The sequence below is a fragment of the Roseofilum sp. SBFL genome, assembly GCF_017746885.1.
Lineage (GTDB): Bacteria > Cyanobacteriota > Cyanobacteriia > Cyanobacteriales > Desertifilaceae > Roseofilum.
This window is the reverse complement of sequence record NZ_JAGHZH010000108.1, coordinates 20,013-43,100: the sequence shown is the minus strand read 5'-3', so window position 1 is coordinate 43,100 and position 23,088 is coordinate 20,013. Positions and strand designations below refer to the sequence as shown.

At 46.5% G+C, this 23,088-nt stretch carries 20 protein-coding genes; 9 read left to right on the top strand and 11 right to left on the bottom strand.

Annotated features, from left to right (window positions below):
• The first annotated feature begins 103 nt into the window (after positions 1-103).
• Complete coding sequence (locus J7545_RS12145) at positions 104-3,313, top strand: efflux RND transporter permease subunit (RefSeq protein ID WP_318698152.1); 3,210 nt, start codon at positions 104-106, stop codon at positions 3,311-3,313.
• Positions 3,314-3,384: 71 nt separating this feature from the next.
• Here J7545_RS12145 and ureE read toward each other — a convergent pair whose 3' ends face one another.
• From ureE to J7545_RS12130, 3 genes are all read right to left on the bottom strand, one after another.
• Complete coding sequence (ureE, locus tag J7545_RS12140) at positions 3,385-3,828, bottom strand: urease accessory protein UreE (RefSeq protein WP_318698153.1); 444 nt, start codon at positions 3,826-3,828, stop codon at positions 3,385-3,387.
• Positions 3,829-3,858: 30 nt separating this feature from the next.
• Positions 3,859-4,944, bottom strand: coding sequence for a glycosyl transferase (locus tag J7545_RS12135; protein WP_318698154.1), 1,086 nt, complete (start codon positions 4,942-4,944; stop codon positions 3,859-3,861).
• Positions 4,945-5,073: 129 nt separating this feature from the next.
• A complete protein-coding gene (locus J7545_RS12130) occupies positions 5,074-5,562 on the bottom strand; it encodes a universal stress protein (protein ID WP_318698155.1) in 489 nt (162 codons plus the stop codon).
• Positions 5,563-5,701: 139 nt separating this feature from the next.
• Here J7545_RS12130 and J7545_RS12125 point away from each other — a divergent pair, with 139 nt between their 5' ends.
• Both J7545_RS12125 and J7545_RS12120 read left to right on the top strand, forming a co-directional pair.
• On the top strand, positions 5,702-6,700 hold the full coding sequence (locus J7545_RS12125) for a GUN4 domain-containing protein (protein WP_318698156.1): 999 nt from the start codon (positions 5,702-5,704) through the stop codon (positions 6,698-6,700).
• A gap of 10 nt (positions 6,701-6,710) precedes the next feature.
• Positions 6,711-7,364: a Uma2 family endonuclease gene (locus J7545_RS12120; protein ID WP_318698157.1), complete on the top strand. Its 654-nt coding sequence runs from the start codon at positions 6,711-6,713 to the stop codon at positions 7,362-7,364.
• Positions 7,365-7,470: 106 nt separating this feature from the next.
• Here the strand turns inward: J7545_RS12120 and rsgA are convergent, their stop codons facing one another.
• The 5 genes from rsgA to grpE form a co-directional block, all read right to left on the bottom strand.
• Positions 7,471-8,496, bottom strand: a complete 1,026-nt coding sequence (rsgA, locus tag J7545_RS12115; RefSeq protein ID WP_318698158.1) for a small ribosomal subunit biogenesis GTPase RsgA — start codon at positions 8,494-8,496, stop codon at positions 7,471-7,473.
• Positions 8,493-8,780, bottom strand: a complete 288-nt coding sequence (locus tag J7545_RS12110; protein WP_318698159.1) for a sulfurtransferase TusA family protein — start codon at positions 8,778-8,780, stop codon at positions 8,493-8,495. Before J7545_RS12110 ends, rsgA begins: the two co-directional genes overlap by 4 nt.
• A complete protein-coding gene (dnaJ, locus tag J7545_RS12105) occupies positions 8,777-9,907 on the bottom strand; it encodes a molecular chaperone DnaJ (RefSeq protein WP_318698160.1) in 1,131 nt (376 codons plus the stop codon). The genes J7545_RS12110 and dnaJ overlap by 4 nt, the downstream gene beginning before the upstream one ends.
• A gap of 137 nt (positions 9,908-10,044) precedes the next feature.
• Positions 10,045-12,006: a molecular chaperone DnaK gene (gene dnaK, locus J7545_RS12100; protein WP_318698161.1), complete on the bottom strand. Its 1,962-nt coding sequence runs from the start codon at positions 12,004-12,006 to the stop codon at positions 10,045-10,047.
• Between the two features lie 135 nt (positions 12,007-12,141).
• The gene (gene grpE / locus J7545_RS12095) at positions 12,142-12,951 is read right to left on the bottom strand and encodes a nucleotide exchange factor GrpE (protein WP_318698162.1); all 810 of its coding nucleotides are present in this window, start codon (positions 12,949-12,951) and stop codon (positions 12,142-12,144) included.
• Between the two features lie 324 nt (positions 12,952-13,275).
• On the opposite strand from grpE, the gene J7545_RS12090 reads away from it, so the two are divergent.
• The 4 genes from J7545_RS12090 to J7545_RS12075 all read left to right on the top strand — a co-directional run bounded on the left by J7545_RS12090 (position 13,276) and on the right by J7545_RS12075 (position 18,427).
• On the top strand, positions 13,276-15,303 hold the full coding sequence (locus J7545_RS12090) for a GspE/PulE family protein (protein WP_318698163.1): 2,028 nt from the start codon (positions 13,276-13,278) through the stop codon (positions 15,301-15,303).
• Between the two features lie 70 nt (positions 15,304-15,373).
• Positions 15,374-16,453 carry a type IV pilus twitching motility protein PilT gene (locus tag J7545_RS12085; protein WP_318698164.1) on the top strand — a complete coding sequence of 360 codons (1,080 nt, stop codon included), beginning with the start codon at positions 15,374-15,376 and terminating at the stop codon, positions 16,451-16,453.
• Positions 16,454-16,506: 53 nt separating this feature from the next.
• Positions 16,507-17,751 (top strand): type II secretion system F family protein, encoded by a 1,245-nt coding sequence (locus J7545_RS12080; RefSeq protein ID WP_318698165.1) that lies wholly within the window; start codon positions 16,507-16,509, stop codon positions 17,749-17,751.
• Positions 17,752-17,833: 82 nt separating this feature from the next.
• Complete coding sequence (locus J7545_RS12075; protein WP_318698166.1) at positions 17,834-18,427, top strand: hypothetical protein; 594 nt, start codon at positions 17,834-17,836, stop codon at positions 18,425-18,427.
• Between the two features lie 21 nt (positions 18,428-18,448).
• On the opposite strand, the gene J7545_RS12070 is transcribed toward J7545_RS12075, so the two are convergent.
• A complete protein-coding gene (locus tag J7545_RS12070; protein ID WP_318719602.1) occupies positions 18,449-18,913 on the bottom strand; it encodes a nucleoside 2-deoxyribosyltransferase in 465 nt (154 codons plus the stop codon).
• Positions 18,914-19,210: 297 nt separating this feature from the next.
• On the opposite strand from J7545_RS12070, the gene J7545_RS12065 reads away from it, so the two are divergent.
• Both J7545_RS12065 and J7545_RS12060 read left to right on the top strand, forming a co-directional pair.
• Positions 19,211-20,620, top strand: a complete 1,410-nt coding sequence (locus J7545_RS12065; RefSeq protein ID WP_318698167.1) for a reverse transcriptase domain-containing protein — start codon at positions 19,211-19,213, stop codon at positions 20,618-20,620.
• Between the two features lie 75 nt (positions 20,621-20,695).
• The gene (locus J7545_RS12060) at positions 20,696-20,863 is read left to right on the top strand and encodes a PCP reductase family protein (RefSeq protein ID WP_318698168.1); all 168 of its coding nucleotides are present in this window, start codon (positions 20,696-20,698) and stop codon (positions 20,861-20,863) included.
• Here J7545_RS12060 and J7545_RS12055 read toward each other — a convergent pair.
• Positions 20,857-21,774 carry a DMT family transporter gene (locus J7545_RS12055; RefSeq protein ID WP_318698169.1) on the bottom strand — a complete coding sequence of 306 codons (918 nt, stop codon included), beginning with the start codon at positions 21,772-21,774 and terminating at the stop codon, positions 20,857-20,859. The two genes, J7545_RS12060 and J7545_RS12055, sit on opposite strands and share 7 nt — an antisense overlap.
• Positions 21,771-22,967 carry a response regulator gene (locus J7545_RS12050; RefSeq protein ID WP_318698170.1) on the bottom strand — a complete coding sequence of 399 codons (1,197 nt, stop codon included), beginning with the start codon at positions 22,965-22,967 and terminating at the stop codon, positions 21,771-21,773. The genes J7545_RS12055 and J7545_RS12050 overlap by 4 nt, the downstream gene beginning before the upstream one ends.
• Positions 22,968-23,088 lie beyond the last annotated feature (121 nt).

Genomic DNA, 23,088 nt, shown 5'->3' with positions numbered 1-23,088 from the left:
TCACCGAGCAACGGCGATCGCCTCTAAATCTCTGACGATTCCCCCATTATAAGCAAAACCGATACAATCAAGAGAAACTCATTACTCCATCACTCGCCTTGTTATGAGCCAAACTCCCAGCAGTTTAAGCGCGATCGCCATTCGTCGGCATATCGGAACCCTGATGTTAACCATTGCGGTTATCGTCGTCGGTTTTTTTGCCCTCAGTCAGCTCCCCGTTGACCTCCTCCCCGCCATTACCTATCCCCGCATTGGGGTACGCGTTGATACTCCTGGTCTGGCTCCTCAAGTGGCAGTAGACGAAGTAACCCGCCCCCTAGAAGAAGGATTAGCTGCCACTGAAGGGGTGGTGCAAGTGTTTTCAGAAACCCGTGAAGGTCGGGTTTCCCTCAATCTCTATTTTAATCCTGGTAGTGATATTGACCAAGCTCTCAATGATGCTACGGCGACTCTGAATCGCACGATTAACCAACTGCCAGACGACTTGGAGCCACCGCGAATTTTTAAGTTTGACCCGTCCCAACTACCGGTGTATGAATTTGCGCTGACTTCTGATCGATTACAAGGGGTGGATTTACGGGTATTTGGCGATCGGGAATTGGCGCGGGAACTGACCGTAGTCCCTGGAGTTGCTGGGGTAGATGTCTCTGGAGGACTGCAAGAGGAAGTGCAGGTGAATCTGGACTTGAAACGGATGACGAGTTTGGGCATAACCATTAATGATGTGTTGGATAATTTGCGCGATCGTAACTTAGACAGTTCTGGAGGACGACTACGAAATATCCCCACCGAGAGCCTCACCCGTACCATCGGTCGTTTTGCAAACGCCCAAGATATCCTCAATCTCTCCTTTGAACTGAACGATTCTCCCTCATCTCGCCAAGTCTATTTACGGGACTTTGCCCAAGTCATCGATGGCACAGAACGACAGCAAGTATTGGTTTCCCTGAATGGGATTCCAGCCGTTAAAGTGAGCGTACAAAAACAGCCAGAAGCCAATACGGTACAAGTCGTTGACGCAGTGAAAGCCAGGATTGAGGAACTGCGCTCTGGGGGCATTATTCCTGATGATATGATTTTGACCTCGACGTTGGATGAATCCCGATTTATTCGCCAATCGATTCGCAATGTCGTTATCGCCGGATTAACCGGATCGGGTCTAGCGGCGATCGCCGTTCTCCTATTCCTAGGTTCCCTACGGCAAACCCTGATCGTCATCCTTGCCATTCCCTTGGCAACCCTCACTGCCATTATCCTCATGTTCGCCTTTGGTCTCTCCCTCAACGTCTTCAGTTTGGGAGGACTCGCTTTAGGGGTGGGTATTGTCGTGGATAACTCCATCGTGATGCTAGAAAACATGGTCAGCCAACATCAGGCTCTTCGACTGCGCTCAGAGCGTCCCCTGAGCGCAGTCGAAGGAGACACCTTAGAGATCCCCCCCTCTCCCTATCTGGAAGCGCAAAAAGCTGCCTCACAACTCGAATCTGCGCTCTTAGCCTCCACTTCAACTAACCTGGTTGCCGTCTTACCCTTTGTACTCATTGGGGGATTCTTCTCATTGCTCTTCAATGAACTGATCCTCACCATTAGCTTTTCCGTTGCCGCGTCCCTGATTGTGTCCTTAACTGTTGTTCCCATGCTCACATCCCGGTTATTGCGCGTGCGACGCTCCAGTGGCTTAGACAAAAGGGGCCCCTTACGCTGGTTTAACCAGCAGTTCCTGTTGATTACAGGGGGCTATGGACGGATATTAAGAGGGGTGATTCGAGTGCGAATTCTGGCGATCGCGTTAGCGGTATTGATTCTCGGTTATGGTAGCGTTCGCCTCGCTGCCGACATTCCCCAAGAAATTCTGCCCAGAATCAACACCGGACAAGCGCGTTTATTTGCCCAATTTCCCCCTGGAAGCAACCTAGAAACCAACCAGAAAGTGATGGAAGCAGTCGATCGCATTCTAGTCGAACAACCGGAAACCGAATATGCCTTTACCACCACTGGCGGATTTCTGTTTGCCAATCTCACCATTGAAAATTTACTGCGATCGAGTAGTACCATTACCCTCAAACCGGGCAGTAATGTCCAGGCGTTTGTCGAAAACGTTCAACGCGAACTCAATCAACTGAATCTCGTCAATATTCGCCTGCGCTTATTTCCAGATGCAGTGCGGGGGTTAATTTTAAATAATTCCCCCGTTCGCGGCGATATTGATGTGGCGATCGCGACATCTCTTGGTCCTGATGGGATTGAAGACCCAGATATTCTCGCTCAAGCCGGTCGCCAAGTCCTGAAAGCCTTAGACGAAAACGTGACCTTAGCCCGATTTCGACCCGATGCTGATCCCTCGCAACTAGAAGTCCAAATTCGTCCCGACTGGGAAAGAATGGCCGATTTTGGGGTCACTGCACAAGAGTTAGGGACAACGTTGGAAACGGCTATCTCAGGAACTGTTCCCACCCGGCTACAACGGGGTAATCGTTTGGTGGATATCCGCGTACAGCTCAACCGAGATGCATTACAGAGAATTGATGAACTCCGGCAAATGCCCCTGTTTTCACAAAACAATAGTCCCATTCGTCTACAAGATATAGCGAGTCTGGATAAGGGAACAGCACCGGCAGAAATTCAGCGCGTGAATGGGCGATCTGTCTTTTTTCTAGTAGGAAACTTGAATCAGGGTGCGAGTTTAAGTGACGCTCTAGGGGAAGTTGACGCAGCTTTAGAGAATCTAGAACTCCCTCCAGGAGCGCGAGTGTTGCCGTCGGTTGCCGCCGAATCGAATCAACAACTGCAAGAGGCGATCGCTATTTTGGGCAGTTTAGCGGCGTTCCTGGTGTTTGTGGTGATGGCAGTTCAGTATAATTCTTTGATCGATCCATTGGTGATTATGCTCGCGGTTCCCCTGGCTCTCGCGGGAGGAATTTTAGGATTGTACCTGACGGAAACGGCGATCGGGGCTACCGTATTAGTCGGTGGCGTTTTATTGGTTGGAATTGTGGTCAATAATGCCATTATTATGGTGGAACTGGCCAATCAAATTCGCGCCGAATCCGGATTAGATTATCGCAGCGCCATTTTAAGAGCCGCTCCCCAACGATTACGGCCGATTTTAATGACGACCATTACCACAGTTTTAGGTTTATTTCCCTTGGCTGTAGGTTCAGGAGAAGGAGGCGAATTTTTACAGCCATTAGGCGTAGTCGTCTTTTCCGGCTTATCTTTGGCAACCCTGTTAACCTTATTTATGATTCCCTGTTTCTATGTGCTGTTGCACGAAGATATTGGCGAGAAATTGCTCAGATTGCCGAAAAAATAGATTATAAGGAGGTAAGTATCAAGATCCGATCTGAATGATTCCCTACTGTCAAGAATTACATTAACTATTCCCTAATGCGCAGCACTGTATGCTCCGGGTTCGGGTTGAAAAGGAGCAATTTTTTCCCTTACATTTACTCCTAATTGCTCTAACATCGTTCGGAGTACCGGATCAACTTCTAAATGTAAGTAGTCTGGAGTAATTTCTACAGGAATATGACGATTTCCGAGATGATAGGCTGCTCGCAGGAGATCGATCGCCGTTTCCGAGGTCACTTCTAATACGGGTTCCGGTTTAGCAATCACTTGCACCAGGGTATCAGCGATCGCCGTTTGCAAAAGGTCACCATCTTGGAGAACTGTTCCCCTCGGTAATCGTAACTCAACCGTCACCCCGTCAGGAGTTTCTGTCTGATAGCGACTGCGCGTACGCTCCCAAGCAGTTAAGGGAAGGATCGAGGTGATTTGGGAATTGTCCAATTGCAAACAGCGCTGGGTCAGGGTAATTGAGGTCATGGAATGGGGGAAGTGGGGGACGCGGGAATGTTAATGATTGATTCCAAAATAGTCGATCGCGGCTTCGGCGATCGCCTCGCTGCCGGTTTTATCCAAAACTACATCCGTTCTGGGAGGCGTAGGCACTTGGTGTAAAAAGCTCCAATCTCCGCTAAAGAAAGCTTCTGGATCGATAATCTGATGTCTGCCGTAATCTTGCAATCCTGCCATTAAAACCGGGGTTTCGGCAAAGCCTTCTCGGGTTAAAGAAGCAATGGGAGTTCCTAAGCGCAAGGCCTCCGCAAATGTACTATATCCCGGTTTAGAGATCAGGCGATCGCAAAGGGGCATAAAATCGACTGGCCGATATTCATATCCCCTCGCTTTAATCAAATTGGGTAGATCGGGAGCTTGGGCATCGAAGGTGATAAACTGCCAGTCAGGAAACTCCTTGAGGGTATCATAGGGAATCGCTTGCAGGCTTAACCCGCCAAACGTTAATAATACGGTGCGTTCTTTGGGAGCAGAAATTTGGAACTGTTGGCGCAATTGCTCCACAGTCGATCGAGGAATCCCCCCGGTTAACCCTACATCGACCACTTCCGGAAATGCACTCATAGGTTCATGAATCGGTAGCCGAAACAGGCGATCGCACTGGCGATAACTATTGCTAATCCAATCGGCGATCTCAAGAAATTCACCTCCCCAAGGGCGATAAATAAAATCCCAACCAAAATTACCCATCATCCAACAAGGAATTCCGGCACTATGGGCAATATCTACGGCTAAATGGGGCAAATCAGCTAATACTAAATCAACCCGATTTTGGCGAATAAAATTCACTTCTCCGGCAATAATTGAGCGTTCATTTTGGCGAATCTGTTTCAGTTTTTCTAGAGTTGGTTCTTTATCCATGGTCAGGCTATCGGACTGAATTACCCCCACATCAAATCCCCTGGGACGGTGAATAAAGTCAACCGAAATATAGGATTCGAGCAACCATCGGGGAACGGTAGTCACTAAAATGAGGAGAATTTCAGGATTGCGTTGGGCGATCGCGGCGGCAACTGAGGCCATCCTCACGGCATGACCAAAACCATGATTGGTGATTGCCAGATATAAAGTAGGTCGAGACATAGAATCAATGAACAATGAACAATGAAATAATTAACAATGATTGCTTGTTTTATCCTAAGATTCTCAGGGCAAGTTTAGAGGGTTTTGAGTTAACTTACCCTGAGCGAGTGTGACTCAAGAATAGGGGTTTCAGGTTGGCTCGGATAGCAGGGGTTTGTCTTGGACAATCAACACGGAACAGGAAGCACGATGAACGACATAATTACTGACACTACCGAGTAGTACCTCAGCAACTTCATGTCTTCCCCTACGTCCCACGACAATTAAATCTGCACCCCAGCTTTTGGCTAGATCGCAGATCCAACGTCCGGTATCACCCATTTTCCATTCCCATTCACAGGAAACACCAGCTTCTTGAGCGCGATCGCAATAGCAACTGAGCCATTGACGAGTCTGTTCCGTTTCCTCTGCCATCTGTTCTTGCACCGCTTGGGAAAAGTTAGTTAAGGTATGGCCATAGGGACCAACATAGGTAAACAGACTACTTTCTTCCAAGCCTAGACGGTGAAAGAGCATCATTTGAGAAGAAAACTGTTGCGCTAGAGCTAACCCTTTCTCAAAAACGGTTTCTGCTTGAAGGGAGCGATCGAGGGCAACTAAAATCTTTTGATAAACCATTTTTCAATAAGCAGTTTAAAACCTTCATTTAGATCATGGCACTGTTTCAGGTACAATACCAAACGTAAGCTACAAGAATTAACAGCTCACCTCTAGAAGCAGTGGAAAGGAAGCAAGCAAAGAATTGAAGGAATTACCCATGGCTAACTCGCAACTCCGTCTGATGATCCTGGCCTTTCCCCTGACGAGTTATCTTCTGATAGGACGGATCTTATTAACGCTGATCGATCTGAGTTCTCACCTGGGTGCGAAATTGTGGAATTGGGCGATCGCCGATCGGCAACAGTACCCCTACTCTCTCAAAGATGACCGAGGATTGATTTTAGGGTTTCCCCTGGTATTTCCCTTACTCTCTCTTCTAGCGCTCAGTTCCCTGTTATGGTGTACAGTTTTGATGCTGTTGAAGGTGGGTAAGCGTGATCGTCTCTTGGAGCAGGTGCAAAAGTTGCTTGGGGATGAATCTCTGTTTGTAATTGCACTTCCGGCTGAGTGTTATTACTGGCTTGAAGGATTGGTGACGGGAGTGTTTGAGGCGATCGAGGAGTTTAGGACTCCGGGAATATCAGCCAAGTTCTCGGAAGTGATGCCTGTGGAAAGTGTTGCCTCTGAACCTGCTGCTGTGGAAGCCGTTGAAGAGCAAACACCAGAACCCCAAGCTCCTGTCTTATCTCCTGCTGCTCCCGTTTATCCAACTAACCCGAATGTTCCCTTACGTTCAGAAAGTGGTATAGATTATACTCGACTTCAAGATTTACTCTCGGATCGTAAATGGAAAGAAAGTAATCAAGAAACCCTGGATCTGATTTTGCGGGCAACTCGACGAGAAAGTGATGGTTGGTTAGATGCCCTGAATTTAGATGAGCTGCCTTGTACAGAATTAGACACGATAAATGAACTTTGGATTGCCTATAGTAAAGGCAAATTTGGCTTAAGTGTGCAATCTCGGCTCTATGAACAGGTAGGAGGAGATTATGGTCAGTTTTGCGATCGCATTGGGTGGCGTAAAGAGAGTCAATGGACAAAGCCGACTGAGTTAAACTATACGGATAATGCGCCTCCAGGTCATTTACCTTATCTGGGATCGGCGATCGGTTATTCCCTACTCAGTCATAAACTCAAAACCTGTGGTATTCAATAAAGTCAGCGCTATGGTTATTGCAGCACCAGAACCTCAAGCAACCGTACAACCCAAGGGCGAACAACGGGTCGTTTTTCGTGGTATCACCTGGGAGAACTATGTACACATCCTCGATCAACTGCCTCAATCCAGAGGTTCTCGTCTAATCTATGATGATGGAGTTCTAGAGATCACTATGCCCTTAGAAGACCATGAATTTGCCCGGTGTTTAATTGAATATTTTATCCGTGGTTTAGCTGAACTTATGGATATTCCTATTAAGAGCATGGGATCGACAACTATGAATTATCCCCTGTTAAGAAAAGGAGCAGAACCGGATAGTGCCTATTATTTTCAAAATCAGCCGTTGGTGAAAGGACGCAATGTGAATTTTGCCCAAGATCCGCCCCCAGATTTGGTGGTTGAGGTAGATATTACCCACACGGATATTGCTAAGAATGAATTTTATGCTCGTTTGGGTGTGCCGGAGTTTTGGCGTTTTGATGGGCAGGTGTGGCGGATTTATACTCTGAAGTCTGGGGTATATGTGGAAGTGGAGCAAAGTCCCACGTTTCCCGAAGTACCGCAGGAGTGGTTATATCAGTTTTTAGCCACAGCAAAAGAAGATGAGATCGGGGCAATGCGAGAGTTGAGGGGACGCTGGCAGGAAGCAACCAACTCCTAGAGAACACGATATAGCAGAGAAAGGGAGAGTTTAGGCTATTTTCTATTCCCCATTCCCCATTCCCTATTCCCCATTCCCTATTCCCCATTCCCCATTCCCCATTCCCTTATATTTCAGCATCCCTGTACCATTCTTCCAATTGTTGTTGTTGGGTACGACGGGAGGGACGGCGATATTTTTTGGTATTCAGTTTAGGCTCGTAAGTATTTTGACCTTTGCGCTTCAAGGTAGATTCAGGATCGGCTTGGCGATCTCGGTGTTCTTGACAGGCGATCGCCTCTTGCAAAAACATGAGATAATGTTCGTAGCGCTCCCAGTCTCCTCGAATTGCACAATCCGGTTCTTCCCGATGCAAACAGTCACTAAATTGGCAATGATCGACCTTCATGAGCGCCCGCACTTCTGGAAAATAATCTCCTAATGCTTCTGGAGGATAGTCTACATCCGGTTGATTAAATCCGGGGGTATCCGCCAAAAGTCCGCCACTAGGTAACTTAAATAACTCCACATGACGAGTAGTGTGTCGTCCCTTTTGCAGCTTTCCAGACACTTTCCCTACCCGCAAATGGGCATCGGGAATCAAAGTATTAATTAAACTCGATTTTCCCACTCCAGAAGGGCCTGCAACAATCGTGACTCGTTGCGCTAGCTGTTGCTCGAGTTCGGCTAATCCATGCCCACTCACCACACTAATGAACAGAGGCACATAACCCCATTGTTCTAAGCGGTGACACCACTTTTCTTTCCACTCAGTAGAAACTAAGTCACTTTTGTTTAAACAGAGACATAAACTCAAGGGCGTTGATTCGCCTTTGACGAGAAACCGGCTGAGTTGATAGGGGTCGAGATTGGGTTGATCGACGGAAAAAACCAATAATAGTTGATCCGCATTGGCTACAGGAGGCCGGGATAATTCGGTAGTTCGAGGATAGACTTGGGCGATCGCCCCCCGCAAACCCAACCAATCTGGATCTTCCACCCCCACGCGATCGCCCACCATCACCCGTTGACCAATCTTTTTCAGGCGCGATCGGCGAGTACACAACAAAGGAGTCTCTTCTTGCTCATCAAGCTGAACTTGATAAAAATTGGCTTGAACCGCCAACACCGTACCCACCCAAACCTGATTCATTGTGGAGGCAGATTTTCCGGATCTGAGCGCCGAACTTGCAGCCGAAAAAACGATTCCTCTTCATCCTGGTTAGACTCTTGTAGACCTTCAATCGGATAACCCGCCATTTTCAGGCTATCCGGAACCTGCTCAATGGGTTCACCTGCATCTAACCACACTTCCAATAGGGAACCGGGAGCCATTTTTTCCAGTTGTAGCTTCGTGCGGACAAAATTGAGGGGACAAGGTGTCCCCCGCAAATCCAGTTGGACATCCGGAGTACCTAAATTAGTCTGGAGACTCATTTATTAAAAATCCCTCCGAACAACCCACCTCCCTTATCTTGGCGATCGCCTCTTAAGCGTTCCAACTCCTTCAAATGCTCCTTCTCATCTGCACTTAACTGTTTAGGATTAGGAATATCCACCACCACCGTAATCAAATGATCTCCACGGCTTACTGGATTTCCCAACCGAGGAACTCCTCGATTTTCCAGCGTCAACACCGTATTCGGTTGTGTTCCTGCCGGAATAGTCAATTCTTCCGTACCATCAACCGTTGTCACCTGCACGCGAGAACCCAGAATCGCCTGTAAATAACTCACCTTCATTTCCGAAAGCACATTAATACCATCCCGTCGGAAATCCGCATCCTCATTCACAAACAAATAAACATACAAATCACCAGGAGGACCCCCCTGTTGTCCCGAATCTCCCTCATTAGACACCCGCAGTCGAGTCCCATTATCCACCCCAGCAGGAACATTAATCTTCAACTTCTTCGTAACCTGCTTATTCCCGCTACCACCACAGTCATTACACTTATCCTGAATCACCTGTCCTTGACCATTACAAGCCGGACAAACGGATACCTGAGTAAAGCTACCGAAAGGCGTGCGAGTTGCTCGGCGGATTTGACCCGAACCTCCGCAGGTTTGGCAAGTTACCGGTTTAGTCCCCGGTTTAGCTCCGGAACCATTACAGGTTTTACAGGTTTCTAAATGATTAATCCGAATCTCTTTCTCACCACCAAAAATGGCTTCTTTGAAGTCTAACTTCAAATCCAATCGTAAATCATCACCTCGGACTGGGCCTCGTCGTCTTGCCCCTTGGGTTCCCACTCCACCACCAGCAAAGCCACTGAAGAAGCTCTCAAAGATATCTGCAAAACCACCCATATCACCAAAGTCCCCAAAACCAGGGCCTCCGGCTCCACCACTCACTCCTGCTTCACCAAAGCGGTCATATCGAGCTTTCATCTCTGGCTCAGAGAGGACTTCATACGCTCGGTTAATTTCTTTGAACTTGTCTTCAGCTCCGGCTTCTTTGTTAACATCCGGGTGATATTTTCGCGCCAACCTGCGGTAGGCTCGCTTGATCTCTTCTTTGTCTGCTTCGCGGGAAACACCGAGAATTTCATAATAGTCGGCCATAGGGCGCTCTGTCTTTCGGGGATCTCTCAACAAGTGGGCATACTGCACACTATTATAGCGGTCTCTTGGGGTGGAGACCGCTTAGTTGTCTCCGAATTTTTCTGAATTTTAAGGAGGAGGTAGAAAAATTGGAGGCTTTACTCAATTTCTTCATAATCGGCCGAAACGGTTTCGTCTTCCTCATCAAAGCTAAAATCGTCTTCTTCTTGCTCCGATTCTACCGGACTTTGCATGGTTTCTGCTGCCGAATCAATCACTGTTTCCCCTTGGGTGAAGTCCTCAACAGCACCTGAACCTGCATATACGGATGAGCCAATAGTAAATAGGATTTGTTGTAGGGCATTCATTTGCTCTTTAACTGCTTCCACTGAGCTATCTGGAGCTTCTAAACTCGCCCGCAGTTGCTCAATCCGGCCTTGAGCTTCGACTTGCAGATCTTCAGGAATTACGTCTCTATTTTGTTCTAAGGTGGAATAGTAACTCTGGAATAAACCCTCAGCTTGGTTTTTGAGTTCGGCTAATTGGCGGCGCACCCGGTCAGATTCGGAATAGACTTCCGCTTCCATGCGCATTTTTTCTATTTCGGTCTGACTTAAACCACCCGTATTAGTAATTTCGATACTTTGTTCCCGTCCAGTTCCTTTGTCTCTTGCTGATACTTTGAGGATACCGTTGGCATCAATTTCAAAGGAGACTTCAATTTGAGGTACACCTCGCGGTGCGGGAGGAATACCTGTCAGTTGGAATTTCCCCAGGCTTTTATTATCAGCTACCATGGCTCGTTCTCCTTGTAGCACATGGATTTCTACTGAGGTTTGGCCATCGGTGGCGGTAGAGAAAATTTGGGTTTTACTGGTGGGAATGGTGGTATTGCGCTCAATAATTTTGGTGAATACTTCACCCAGGGTCTCAATGCCTAGAGATAGGGGCGTAACATCTAGGAGCAGGAGGTCTTTAATTTCTCCTCCCATAACTCCGCCTTGGATGGCAGCACCCAGAGCTACGGCTTCATCGGGGTTAACGGAGCGGTCTGGTTTTTTGCCACCAAAGTATTGACAAAGGGCTTCTTGAACGGCAGGGATGCGAGTGGAACCGCCGACTAAGATGATGCGATCGATATCTTCTTTAGTTTTATCGCCATCTTTAAGGGCTTGCTCTACTGGTTCTAAGGTTCCCCGAATCATGTCTTGGGCTAACTCTTCAAATTTAGAGCGGGTTAACTCCATTTCTAGATGTTTGGGGCCAGTTTCATCAGCAGTGATAAAAGGCAAGTTGATGGAGGTTGCCGTCATATTTGAGAGTTCGATTTTGGCTTTTTCAGCGGCTTCTCGCAACCGTTGGAGGGCCATTTTATCTACCGATAGATCGATCCCTTCTTGGTCTTTGAATTCTTCGATCATCCAGGTGACGATGCAGTTATCGAAGTCGTCGCCGCCTAAATGGTTATTTCCAGAGGTGGCGACGACTTCAAAGATTCCATCACCGAGTTGGAGAATGGAGACATCGAAGGTTCCGCCACCGAGATCAAAGACAAGGATAAGTTGTTCTTGGTCTTGTTTTTCAAGACCGTAGGAGAGGGCAGCAGCGGTGGGTTCATTGATAATGCGTTGGACTTCTAAACCAGCGATGTTCCCTGCGTCTTTGGTGGCTTGCCGTTGCGCATCGGTAAAGTAGGCCGGAACGGTAATTACGGCTTCGGTAACGGGTTCTCCCAGGTAGTTTTCCGCGTCCTGTTTGAGTTTTTGTAGGATCATGGCGGAAATTTCTTGGGGGGTGTAGTTACGCCCTCGCACTTGCACATCGACCGTGCTATCCCGACCTTGGATACATTTGTAGGGGACACGGGAGCGTTCCATTTCGGTGTCGTCCCAGCGCCTACCGATAAACCGTTTGATGCTATAGATACTGTTTTCGGCGTTGGTGACAGCTTGGCGTTTGGCCAGTTGACCGATCAGGCGGTCGCCAGCTTTGCCAAAGCCGACCATACTGGGGGTAGTTCTGCCCCCTTCTGCATTGGAGATCACAACAGGTTGACCTCCCTCTAATACCGATACACAACTATTGGTTGTGCCTAAATCAATCCCAATAACTTTTCCCATGTTCAGCTGCCTTGAAGTTAAGAATGGAAATAATTGGTGATTGGTTAGGGATCGCGCAATCAAGTTTGATTTTGACTTGAAGTCGATCGGATTTCCCCTTCCTTTACCAATTACCGTTAATTTTAGATTGCCCTTTTAGCTCTCACTCTCTTCAACTTCCGGTTCGTTCGTTTGTTCGGTTGCGTCCTCGACTGGGAGTGCCGGTTCATCTTCTGGTGCAGCCGCTACCTTAACCATGGCATGGCGTAATACTCGGTCATTGAGGAGATAGCCTCGCATCAATTCTTCAGTCACTGTGCCTTCAGCATATTCTGAGGTTGCCTCTCTCATCACTGCTTCATGGAGATTGGGGTCAAATTCTTTCCCTTCTGCTCGCATGGGAGAAACGCCGATGCGTTTGAGACAGTCTACTAATTGTTTGTAGACACTTTGATAACTTTTGTGGATCGTCATTTCCCCATCATTTTGGGGTTTAATTTGCGATCGCGCCCGCTCAAAGTTGTCCACTACTGGTAGCAATTCTTGTAGGGTCTTACACTTGGTCTGATCTTCTAATTCCCCCTTTTCTTTTTGTGTCCGTTTGCGGAAGTTATCAAAGTCAGCTCCTAAACGTTGGTATTGAGCTTTAACTTCCTCGTAACTCTGTTTTATACTGTCTAATTCCAATTCCTTACTGGCTAGGACTTCGGCTAGCAATGCTGCTTGTGCAACATCCGCTTGATGGGCTGCTGGATCGGTTGTCTCTGAGGAGGGTTCTGAAGATGGATCTATTCCTTCAGAAGCACTATCTTCCTGAACTTGGGCCGGTTCTGCTCCATTGTCCACGTCCGGACTAGGGGTTTCTGGCTCTTGTGCAGAAACACTAGCTGGATTTTCTGCCTGATTCAAGAGGTCTTCGGGGTTGGGATTCTGAGAAGTTTCTACTGGCTTGGACTCATCGATCATTGGGGTTAACCTAATCTGACTCGCTACATCATGCAATCATCACTCCGGGAAAGATGCTGAATCTTCATCCATCACGGAGCTTAGTTTTTTAGCTTATCCTGTCTTTTGACGGTTTGACGGGACGATGGAAGAAATATTTGGCTTAAGTTTTGTTCCAGAAGCGGATCTCAAGCTGGTCGTTTCCTTTCACCATTGGGTAACATGCATAATAGTAGCATGGAAGGATTAGCTGCAAGCACCCTCTATGCTATTCCTCAGAAATCCGTAGTTTCTTGATGAGGCTATCTTAAATTAATTCATATTTAGAGGAGATCTCCACCCCCCATGACCAAATCCCCCATCTCGTCACGCCGACAGCAATCTAAAGCCTTAATGGCTGTTGCGAATAATCTCTCTCCCTTTGGCAATAAACTGGTACAGTCTGGCTTTATTGAGAAGCAGGACATGGAAAAGGCTCTGGTGGAAAGCCGGAAAAGTAAGCGATCGCTGACCGATCTAGTAGAACAACTCACGGGTAAGCAACTTTCCCCAGATCTAATTCGTCAGTACAAAAAGCAACAGCTTTTTGAACTTAAAATTCTATACGGTGTTGATTCCCTCGATCCGGAAATTAATGAAATTGATACGAATCAGGTCAATGAACTCATTGATACCTTAATTCCATTAGATCTGTGTCGCCGTTATCAATTAGTTCCCCTCTCTAAAAATAATGCTAATCCGCCTGCCGTATTGGTGGCTTTAGTCGATCCAGATAACTTAGCCGCTCAGGATGACCTGAATCGAGTGTTGCGTCCCCAAGGACTCACCATGAATCGCATGGTGATTACCCCAGAAGATTTTCAAGCGATTATCTCCAAATATCTAGACGAACAAGTTAAAAAAGCACCCGATCCCAAAAAAGTAGATTCTAAACAGTTAGAAATTGATATTAGTCAATTTGGGGATGGCGATCTCGAAGAAGGAGAGGATGATGAAGTCTCTGATGCTGACCTAAATAAAGCACTCGGAGATGCCGAAAGTGCCCCCGTGATTAAGGCGGTTAACCAGATTCTGGCAAAAGCTCTATCGGATGGAGTCTCCGATATTCATGTGGAACCCCAAGAAAATGACCTCCGGGTTCGCTTTCGTAAAGATGGGGTCTTGCAACAGCCCTTTCCTCCCTTTCCGAAAAAGATTGTCCCAGCTATTACATCCCGATTCAAAATTATTGCCGATCTCGATATTGCTGAACGACGTAAACCCCAAGATGGTCGGATTCGGCGGATCTTCCAAGGTCGTAAGGTAGACTTTCGGGTGAATACCCTGCCAGCCCGTTATGGTGAAAAAATTGTACTGCGGATCTTGGATAACTCCTCGACGCAGTTGGGTTTGGATAAATTAATTACCAGTCCAGAAACCTTGGAAATGGTGCGTGATATGGCTTCTCGCCCCTTTGGACTTATTTTGGTGACTGGGCCGACAGGGTCAGGTAAATCAACAACGTTGTATTCGATTTTAGCTGAACGCAACGATCCCGGAATTAATATTTCCACGGCTGAAGACCCGATTGAATATGCCCTGCCAGGAATTAACCAGGTACAGGTGATTCGAGAAAAGAACATGGACTTTTCCGCCATTCTGCGAGCGTTCTTGCGGCAAGATCCGGATGTGATTCTGGTGGGGGAAACGCGGGATAAGGAAACGGCAAAAACAGCAATTGAAGCCGCTCTGACCGGACACTTGGTATTGACGACCTTGCATACCAATGATGCATCCGGTGCGATAGCCCGTTTAGATGAAATGGGTGTAGAACCGTTTATGGTCTCTGGGGCACTCCTAGGAGTCGTTGCCCAACGCCTGATGCGACGAGTCTGTAGTGAATGTCGTATTCCCTATACCCCAAGTCCAGAGGAACTCTCTCGCTTTGGTTTATCAGCAGCTAAAGAAGGAAATTTAACCCTCTATAAAGCCAACACCATCGCTCCCGATGAACGGGCGGCCTTGAAAGAGCAAGGAGAACTTTGTCCTAAATGTAACGGTGTGGGCTATAAAGGACGCTGTGGGGTCTATGAACTCCTGCGGGTAACCGAAAATCTACAACTGTTGATTAACCAAGGCGCACCCACGGAACGCATTAAAGAAGCAGCCGTTGAAGAAGGTATGGTCACCCTGTTAGCCTACAGCTTAAACCTGGTACGTGAAGGATCGACTACTCTGGAAGAAGTAGAGCGGGTAACCTTTACCGATAGTGGTTTAGAGGCAGAACTCAAGGCCAAACGAAAAGCCGGGCTAACCTGTCGAGTCTGTGGAGCTGGACTTCAACAAGAATGGATCGACTGCCCCTATTGTATGACCCCGCGTTTTAGTGATTAATCTTACCCTTTTCTAGCCAGAGAATTCTGGCTTGATGTTAACTATTACCAAAAATTGAGGAGAAAAACTGATGAGTTATATGATTGAAGATGTGATGGAATCCTTGGTTGAACAAGGAGGATCGGATATGCACATTCAAGCGGGTGCGCCGATCTATTTTCGCATTAGTGGTAAATTAACTCCCCAGCCTCAGTTTGGGGAAATGCTTGATGGGCCAGACTGTCAGCGGTTGATCTTTTCGATGCTCAACAATAACCAGCGTAAAGATTTAGAACAAACCTGGGAGTTAGACTGTGCCTATGGGGTCAAAGGACTCTCTCGGTTCCGGGTGAATGTGTATCGCGAACGGGGCTGTTATGCGGCTTGCTTGCGGGCGTTAGCGTCCAAAATTCCTAATTTTGAGAAGTTGGGTGTTCCGGAAATCATGCGGGAAATGTCAGAACGACCTCGGGGTATGGTTTTGGTGACGGGACAAACTGGATCGGGTAAAACAACAACCATGGCGGCGATTTTGGACTTGATTAATCGCACCCGTGCTGAACATATTCTGACGGTAGAAGATCCGATTGAGTATGTCTTTCCTAACATTAAAAGCTTGTTTCACCAACGGCAACGGGGAGAAGATACGAAGAGTTTCTCCAACGCACTCAAAGCTGCTTTGCGGGAAGATCCAGATATCATTCTGGTGGGAGAAATGCGGGACTTAGAAACCATTGGTCTAGCGGTATCGGCAGCAGAAACGGGTCACTTGGTCTTTGGAACTATGCACACGAATAATGCGGCAGGTACGATTGACCGGCTATTAGATGTGTTCCCTCCGATTCAACAGCCCCAAATTCGGGCCCAAATGTCAGGATCTATGGTGGGAGTTTGTTCCCAAAATTTAGTGCAGAAAGTTGGTGGTGGACGCTGTGCTGCTCAGGAGATTATGGTGAATACCCCGGCTATTGCTAACTTGATTCGGGAAGGAAAAACGACTCAGATTTACTCAGCGATTCAAACCGGTGGGAAAATGGGGATGCAAACCATGGAAATGGCTTTGGCAAAACTAGTTAATGATGGAAAAGTGTCCTACGAAGATGCGATCGGTAAATGTAATAAAGTCGATGAATTGATGCGTTTGGTTCAACCTGCCAAACAAAAACTCTAATCCTGCTTCTAACCTCAATGTGCCCACCCCAATGATTTCAAGAATAATGAACCATGCCTGAATTTGTTGCTGATGTTCGAGACTCGATGGGAAATGCCAAGCGAGAAACTGTTAAAGCAGCCTCACTTGGTGCAGCTCGTGCTGAATTACTCAGTCGAGGTTTAGAGGTCGGCGAAGTCAAAAAAGCCCCACTGTTTGGAATTGACTTTGCTAACCTTGACATGGATGAGTTAAACGAAAACTTTGCTGCGGCGACGGCTAGTGTCACCGTAAAAGATAAAGCCATCTTTTCCAGGCAGTTTTCCGCGATGGTCAATGCTGGCGTGGGAATGGTGCGCTGTCTAGGTGTTTTAACCGAACAATGTGAAAACCCTAAACTCAAAAGGGCATTGAAACAAATTTCAGCGGAAGTGCAAGAGGGGTCAAGTTTATCTGAGTCTATGGGTAAACACCCTGATTGCTATGATGACCTCTATGTAGCGATGGTCTCTGCTGGAGAAGTTGGGGGGGTACTTGATGATGTACTCAACCGCCTAGCAAAGTTACTGGAAGATTCGGCTCGGCTGCAAAACCAAATTAAATCAGCCATGTCTTATCCAACAACTGTAGGAACTCTGGCTGTGATTATTTTCGTTGCCTTAACAGTTTTTTTGATTCCTACATTTGCCAATATCTTTGCCGATATTGGGGTAGAGTTACCGGCATTTACACAGATGATGCTCCACATTAGTGCATTTCTAACTTCCCCGGCAAAGTCAGTGACCCTATTAGTAATCTTAATTGTCCTCAAGGTTGTTTACGATAACTGGTACAAAACCCCTCAAGGCAAAAAAATCATGGATAAGCAGTTCCTGAAAGTACCTTTATTTGGGGATTTGATTAAGAAAACGGCAACAGCTCGGTTTTGCCGGACTTTCGGAACTCTATCCCGTGCAGGGGTTCCCATCTTAACCTCTTTAGAAATTGTTCGCGATACTTCTGGAAATCAGACCATTGCTGATGCGGTGGAAGCGTCCCGCCAAGAAATCCAAGGTGGGGGGATGATTAGCACGGCTCTTGATCGGTATAAAGTATTTCCTGCTCTAGCAATTCAAATGATTAGTATTGGAGAAGAAACGGGACAAATTGACCAAATGCTGATGAAAGTCGCTGACTTCTATGAGGACGAAGTTGAGCAAGCGGTCAAAGGGTTAACCAGTATGCTTGAACCCGTTATGATTGTAGTGATTGGGGGGATGGTAGGTTCGATTTTGCTGGCGATGTACCTACCCATGTTTAAGGTGTTTGAAACCTTGTAATGTCTGGAATGATAACGGGGAAGGCGATCTACATGATGGGTTAATTCCCTGTTGTTTGTTATACTCAATATGATTGAAGACGATGCCAATTAAAAAATCCCATTATGAAGCCCTATTAGCAGAATACAGTAATCTCAACTCGGCGATCGCCTTGTTGCGTCAGTATCGCCCCTATGTGGAATTTCTGCCGAGTCTCCGACGACCAGAAGAGAGCTTAATTTCTATTCCCTTTCCTATTGTGGATTTAAAACCGAGAGAAATTATCTCTCAAGGGATTTATCAGCCTCCAATTGGATTAACACGGCTGCCCTGCGATCTGGGTTTCTTAATGTGCGATCCAGAGTGGAAAATTAAGACTGGCGTGGAAATTTTTGTCTTTATTCATCGGCCAGGTGAAGATTTTTCCGATCTCTTGGGAAGATGGCGACAAACTCAAGTTTGGTTAGATGGAGATTATCAGTGGGTTATGCCTCTGAATTCTTCTCATATTATTAGTGAAGGTGCGGACAAGATTTTGCCTATTTTTCTCCTATTTCTAGAAACACCTGAACGAATTAAACGGGGGTTGAAAGGTGCTGGACTCCCGTTTTTAGTCCAAGATCCTTCCCTCTTACTTGAAGAAGATTCAATCGAGCTTCAACTTGAAAATTTAGATGCACAATCTTATGATATTTAAGCTTGGATTTGTTCAGCCGAATTATTCGAGAATTTTGAGTAAAATAGGAACATAATCTTCTCCTGGAGAAATTAGAGTAATGTTAGGGGGGATTTGAGTGGGTAGATTCCGTTGAGCTAGGAGTACATGATTGCAACTTTGAAGTAACATTAAATTAAGTCCCCAGTCATCTCCAGTTCCTCTGAAATCTGTTCGTAAACCTACAATGGGTAATTTCTTAGCATAGGCGAATCCAACTTCAAAGCAAGTCCCAGAATCTGCGTCTGCACCATCTAAAACTACTAATACTAGATGGGAATGATTCAGTCCATATAAACACCGTTTAAATATCTCTTCAGTTTGAGTCAAGCCTTTGGTTTCTTCTTGGGGTAAGAAGACAGTATGTCCTGCTGATTTTAATCGTCGGGCTAATTTAGCGTTAAATTCTTGCTCTGCTTCTGTAAATAATGGGGCAGCAATGTAAATCCAAGAGGGTCGATCAAGCATGAAATGTGAAAAAATATTCAGTTAGGGTAGTTTATCATTGATTCAGGGAATTGGATATCAGTCTCTGCCACTTTTCAAAGTCCTATCAAGTAGGAAGTTTAACCCGATTTCAAAGAAGAGTCGAGATTGCAAAACTTCATGTTCATGAGTAGACAATGACTTGAGGATGGGTTTGACTCGGGATGAAAAGGAGGCTAGCATTGAATTGATTTTTTTATATCTTTGAGAATAGATTACAACATTTTATCTTCTTTTTTTCGAGATTAAGCTAACGTTCAACACTTCTGGCTCATCACCATGTCCGATCAACCTCGTACCCGCCAAGAACTCTACGATCGCATTCGCAAAATGGGTCGTGAAGCCTTCATCCTCGAAGAAATGATTCGCTATGGATTTTGGCCCGAACAGGGAGAACTTCCTCAAGATCCAGCCGATGAAATTCGCCGTCGTTCAGAACTGTATCGGCAACTGACTGAGCTACGACAGAAAAACCGTCAACTGCAAGATGAACAAGCCATCCGTCGGCAATTGCGAAAACAACGGTTAGCAGAATCTCGCCGGAAACGGGAAGAAACGAAACAAAGACGGGAAGAGGAAAGACAAGCAAGGGCACAAGCTTGGCAAGAGCGTCAACAACAGGAGATTGTTTATTTAGGGGAAGAGGTTTCTGGGGGTTTAGGAGAGCAGCAAAGCAACCTCTCAGAACTCGATCGGCATGGACTGCCTCAACTGGCAACAGCCGCCGATATTGCCCAAGAAATGGGGATTACGTTGGGCGAGCTAAGATTTTTGGCCTTTGACCGGAAAACAGCGACTGTATCCCATTATATCCGCTTCAAAATGCCTAAAAAGACGGGGGGTGAACGCTTAATTTCTGTGCCCATGCCCCGGTTAAAACGGGCCCAATACTGGATTTTGAGTCAGATTTTAGAGAAGATTCCGGTTCATGAGGCGGCCCATGGCTTTTGCCGCGATCGCTCCATCATTACGAATGCAACCCCCCATGTGGGAGCAGAAGTGGTGATTAATTTAGACCTTAAAGACTTTTTCCCCTCTATTTCCTATCGCCGGGTGAAAGGTTTATTTCGCTCCTTGGGCTATTCGGAAGCGGTGGCAACCATTTTGGCTCTAATCTGTACTGCTCCAGATGTGGAAGAAGTGAGCTTAGATGGCCAAACTTATTATATTGCCCTCAATCAACGACATCTCCCCCAAGGATCTCCAGCGAGTCCTGCTATTTCTAATCTCATTTGTCGTCGTTTAGATCAGCGCTTAACCCAGATGGTGGATGAATTGGGCTTTACCTATACCCGCTATGCCGACGATCTCACCTTTTCGGCTTCTGGTGATGTCCTCAGAAATATCTGTAGGATTTTGCGCCGTACAGAATCAATTATTGATTACGAAAGTTTTACCCTCCATCCGGAGAAAACACGGATTTTGCGCCGTAAATCTTGCCAACTGGATGTTACGGGAATTGTGGTCAACGAAGGGTTAAATATAGACCGCAAAACCCTGAGAAAATTTCGCGCTACCCTACACCAAATTGAAACTCAGGGGTTAGAAGGCAAACATTGGGGACATTCTGGAAATGTGTTGGCTTCAATTCAAGGATTTGCCAATTTTGTGACCATGGTGAATCCAGAGAAGGGCGCTCAATTTCAAGAGCAAGTGAGTCGCATTCGTCAAAAGTATGGACGAAAGTAGGGGCTTGCATATTTTTGCTCCTACAGGGGTGAAACAGCTTAAAATAGAGGAGACTGATGGCAGAGGTAGAGCAAAATGTATGAATTAGAGTGGACGGCTGAGGCTGAGGTTAAACTGAAAAATATTCCTTATTTTGTGCGATCGCAAGCCAGAGGCCGCATTGAACAACTCGCCCGCGAGTCCGACTCGGAGATCATTACCGCTGATTTAGTCGAACAAGCTCGTCTTGAGTTTGGTCAATAATTGTGGCTCCTTTTCCCTTCTCCCCAAATGGCTAAGGCAACACCGAATAGCAAAATCACGGCTCCCCCAAACACCAATGGGGTGGGCACTTCGGCAAAGATGAAATAACCGAGCGAAGTTGCCCCTATGGGTTCACAGAGAATAGCCAGAGCAACGGTTGTCGGTGAAATCCAACGAACAGACCAATTCAAGGAGGTATGACCCATGAGTTGGGGAAGGGTCGCCATCAGAGCAATATAGAGATACACATCAATAGGATAACCGGCATAAGGAGCGCCCAAGAGTAAGGGAATCGGGAGTAGACATAGGGCGGCGAGGGTATAAACAGTCGCGATATAATGACCTAAACCTAATCCTTCCTGTTGGGCTTGTTGTCCGAGAATTAGATAAAAACTGGCGGACCAAGCTCCCATTAAGGCTAAAGCATTACCCAGCAGAGACAGGGAGCCAGTTGGGGTAGTGCTTTCTCCTCCAAACGCAATCAGCATTCCCCCAGTTAAGGCAATGATGATGCCCACAATCGTGAGTTGAGTGGGTCGTTTGCCTTGCCAAACCCAGAGAATTAAGGCAACCCAAATGGGGTTGGTGGTGACTAAGGTGGTAGAAGCTGCAATTGAGGTATAGGATAAAGACGCGATCCATAGGGAAAAGTGGATGGCCAAACAAAATCCAGCGGCGATCGCCCATTGCCAAGCTTGTCGTGAAGCTTTATTATGCTGAACACCTTTCCACAGGGGAAGACAAAGAACTGAAGCTATTGCCAAGCGTAAAGCAGCCAGCACCAAACTAAATCCAGCTCCTGCCATTCCCGCAGACTCAAGACACAAGCGGATAAAGACGGCCGAAGTGGCGATCGTTAAAATGCCAAACCCCAAAACTAATCCCACCCACCACTTCGCCGGTTTATTCATGATTCAGTTACGGGGGAAATGGGGTTAATATGTTTTTCGATTAACTTGAGCAGTTGCTCCGGTTTAGCGGGTTTTGTCAAAAAATCCGTTGCCCCTGCCAACTTCGCCTTAGTGCGATCGATGATATGATCCCGACTGGTCAGAATAATAATGGGAGTATCACTAAACAAGGACGTTTGCCGCAAAAAACTGCACAAATTATAGCCGGTTACCGTCGGCATCACTACATCCAATAAAATCAGATCCGGTTTGTGTTTGGCCAATTGGGCAATGCCAGAAATGGGGTCATGGATTTTGAGTAATTGATACCCGGCAGGAATCAAAATATGGCCTAAAGCATGGCCAACTAAGGGACTATCATCAATACAAGCAACTAGGGGGCCAGAAATTGGGGTATCGGATTCCCCATTGAGGGTTTGATCCATCCTAGGGGTTGTCCAAGAAACTGGTGGATTCAGATCGGGTAAGGATTGAAACTCAATAATCCCTTGTTTCCAAAAATGACGGATACTGCGAGATAAGGTATAGAGGGATTGCTTCATTTCCAAGGCAATATCCCAAATGGGATTTTCCCCATTGAATAGCTCAATTAACTTGGTTGAGGTTTCAGCGTTGACTCGTTTAGGAAGTTCCCGTTTTAACATGGGAGCTAAATCGGGAGACAGAGACGTTAATTCCATATTCTGCCATTGCTTCGATAAGCTTTGAGTTCTTTGAATTAAGGGCGGAATTTTTAAAGCTAGGGACGATCGCGGAGTCGCTGTATTGCCCGATAACCGTTGGCTGGGTTTCCAACGACTGGAAACGTCATTAGAGGGTTGGTTGAGCAGGGTAAATAAAATTTCAATGGCACTATAGGCAATCACAGATTGAGCTTGATTGAGGTTGATTTGGTGTTGCTGTAGAGCATAGCGGAGGAGATAATATTCCCACATTCCTGTAGGCTTTTTGAGTTCGATCTCACTCCAATCAACGGAAAACAGCTTAATATAGCGATACCATCGGCGGCTGCGATGCATTCCCCCGGTAGCATAGAGTAGATGACCTAGATAAAAAAATAAGTGCCAAGTTTGATCTTGAGCGGTAACAATTAACTCACCAGTGGCTTGTTGGTGGTAGATTTGCCGGAGATAACGCTCCATGAGAAGGCACCCATTGCGATCGGAACTGAGCAGATTGGATGAGATAGACATCCAAGAGCAACTCAATCCTAGAAGAAATAAATTTGTTTTTATTCTAGATGGGTTCACAAATGCTCGTAAAGAGCAATAGAGATCTCAACTGGAAGTTGGGCAAACCCTCAATCTTAGTTAA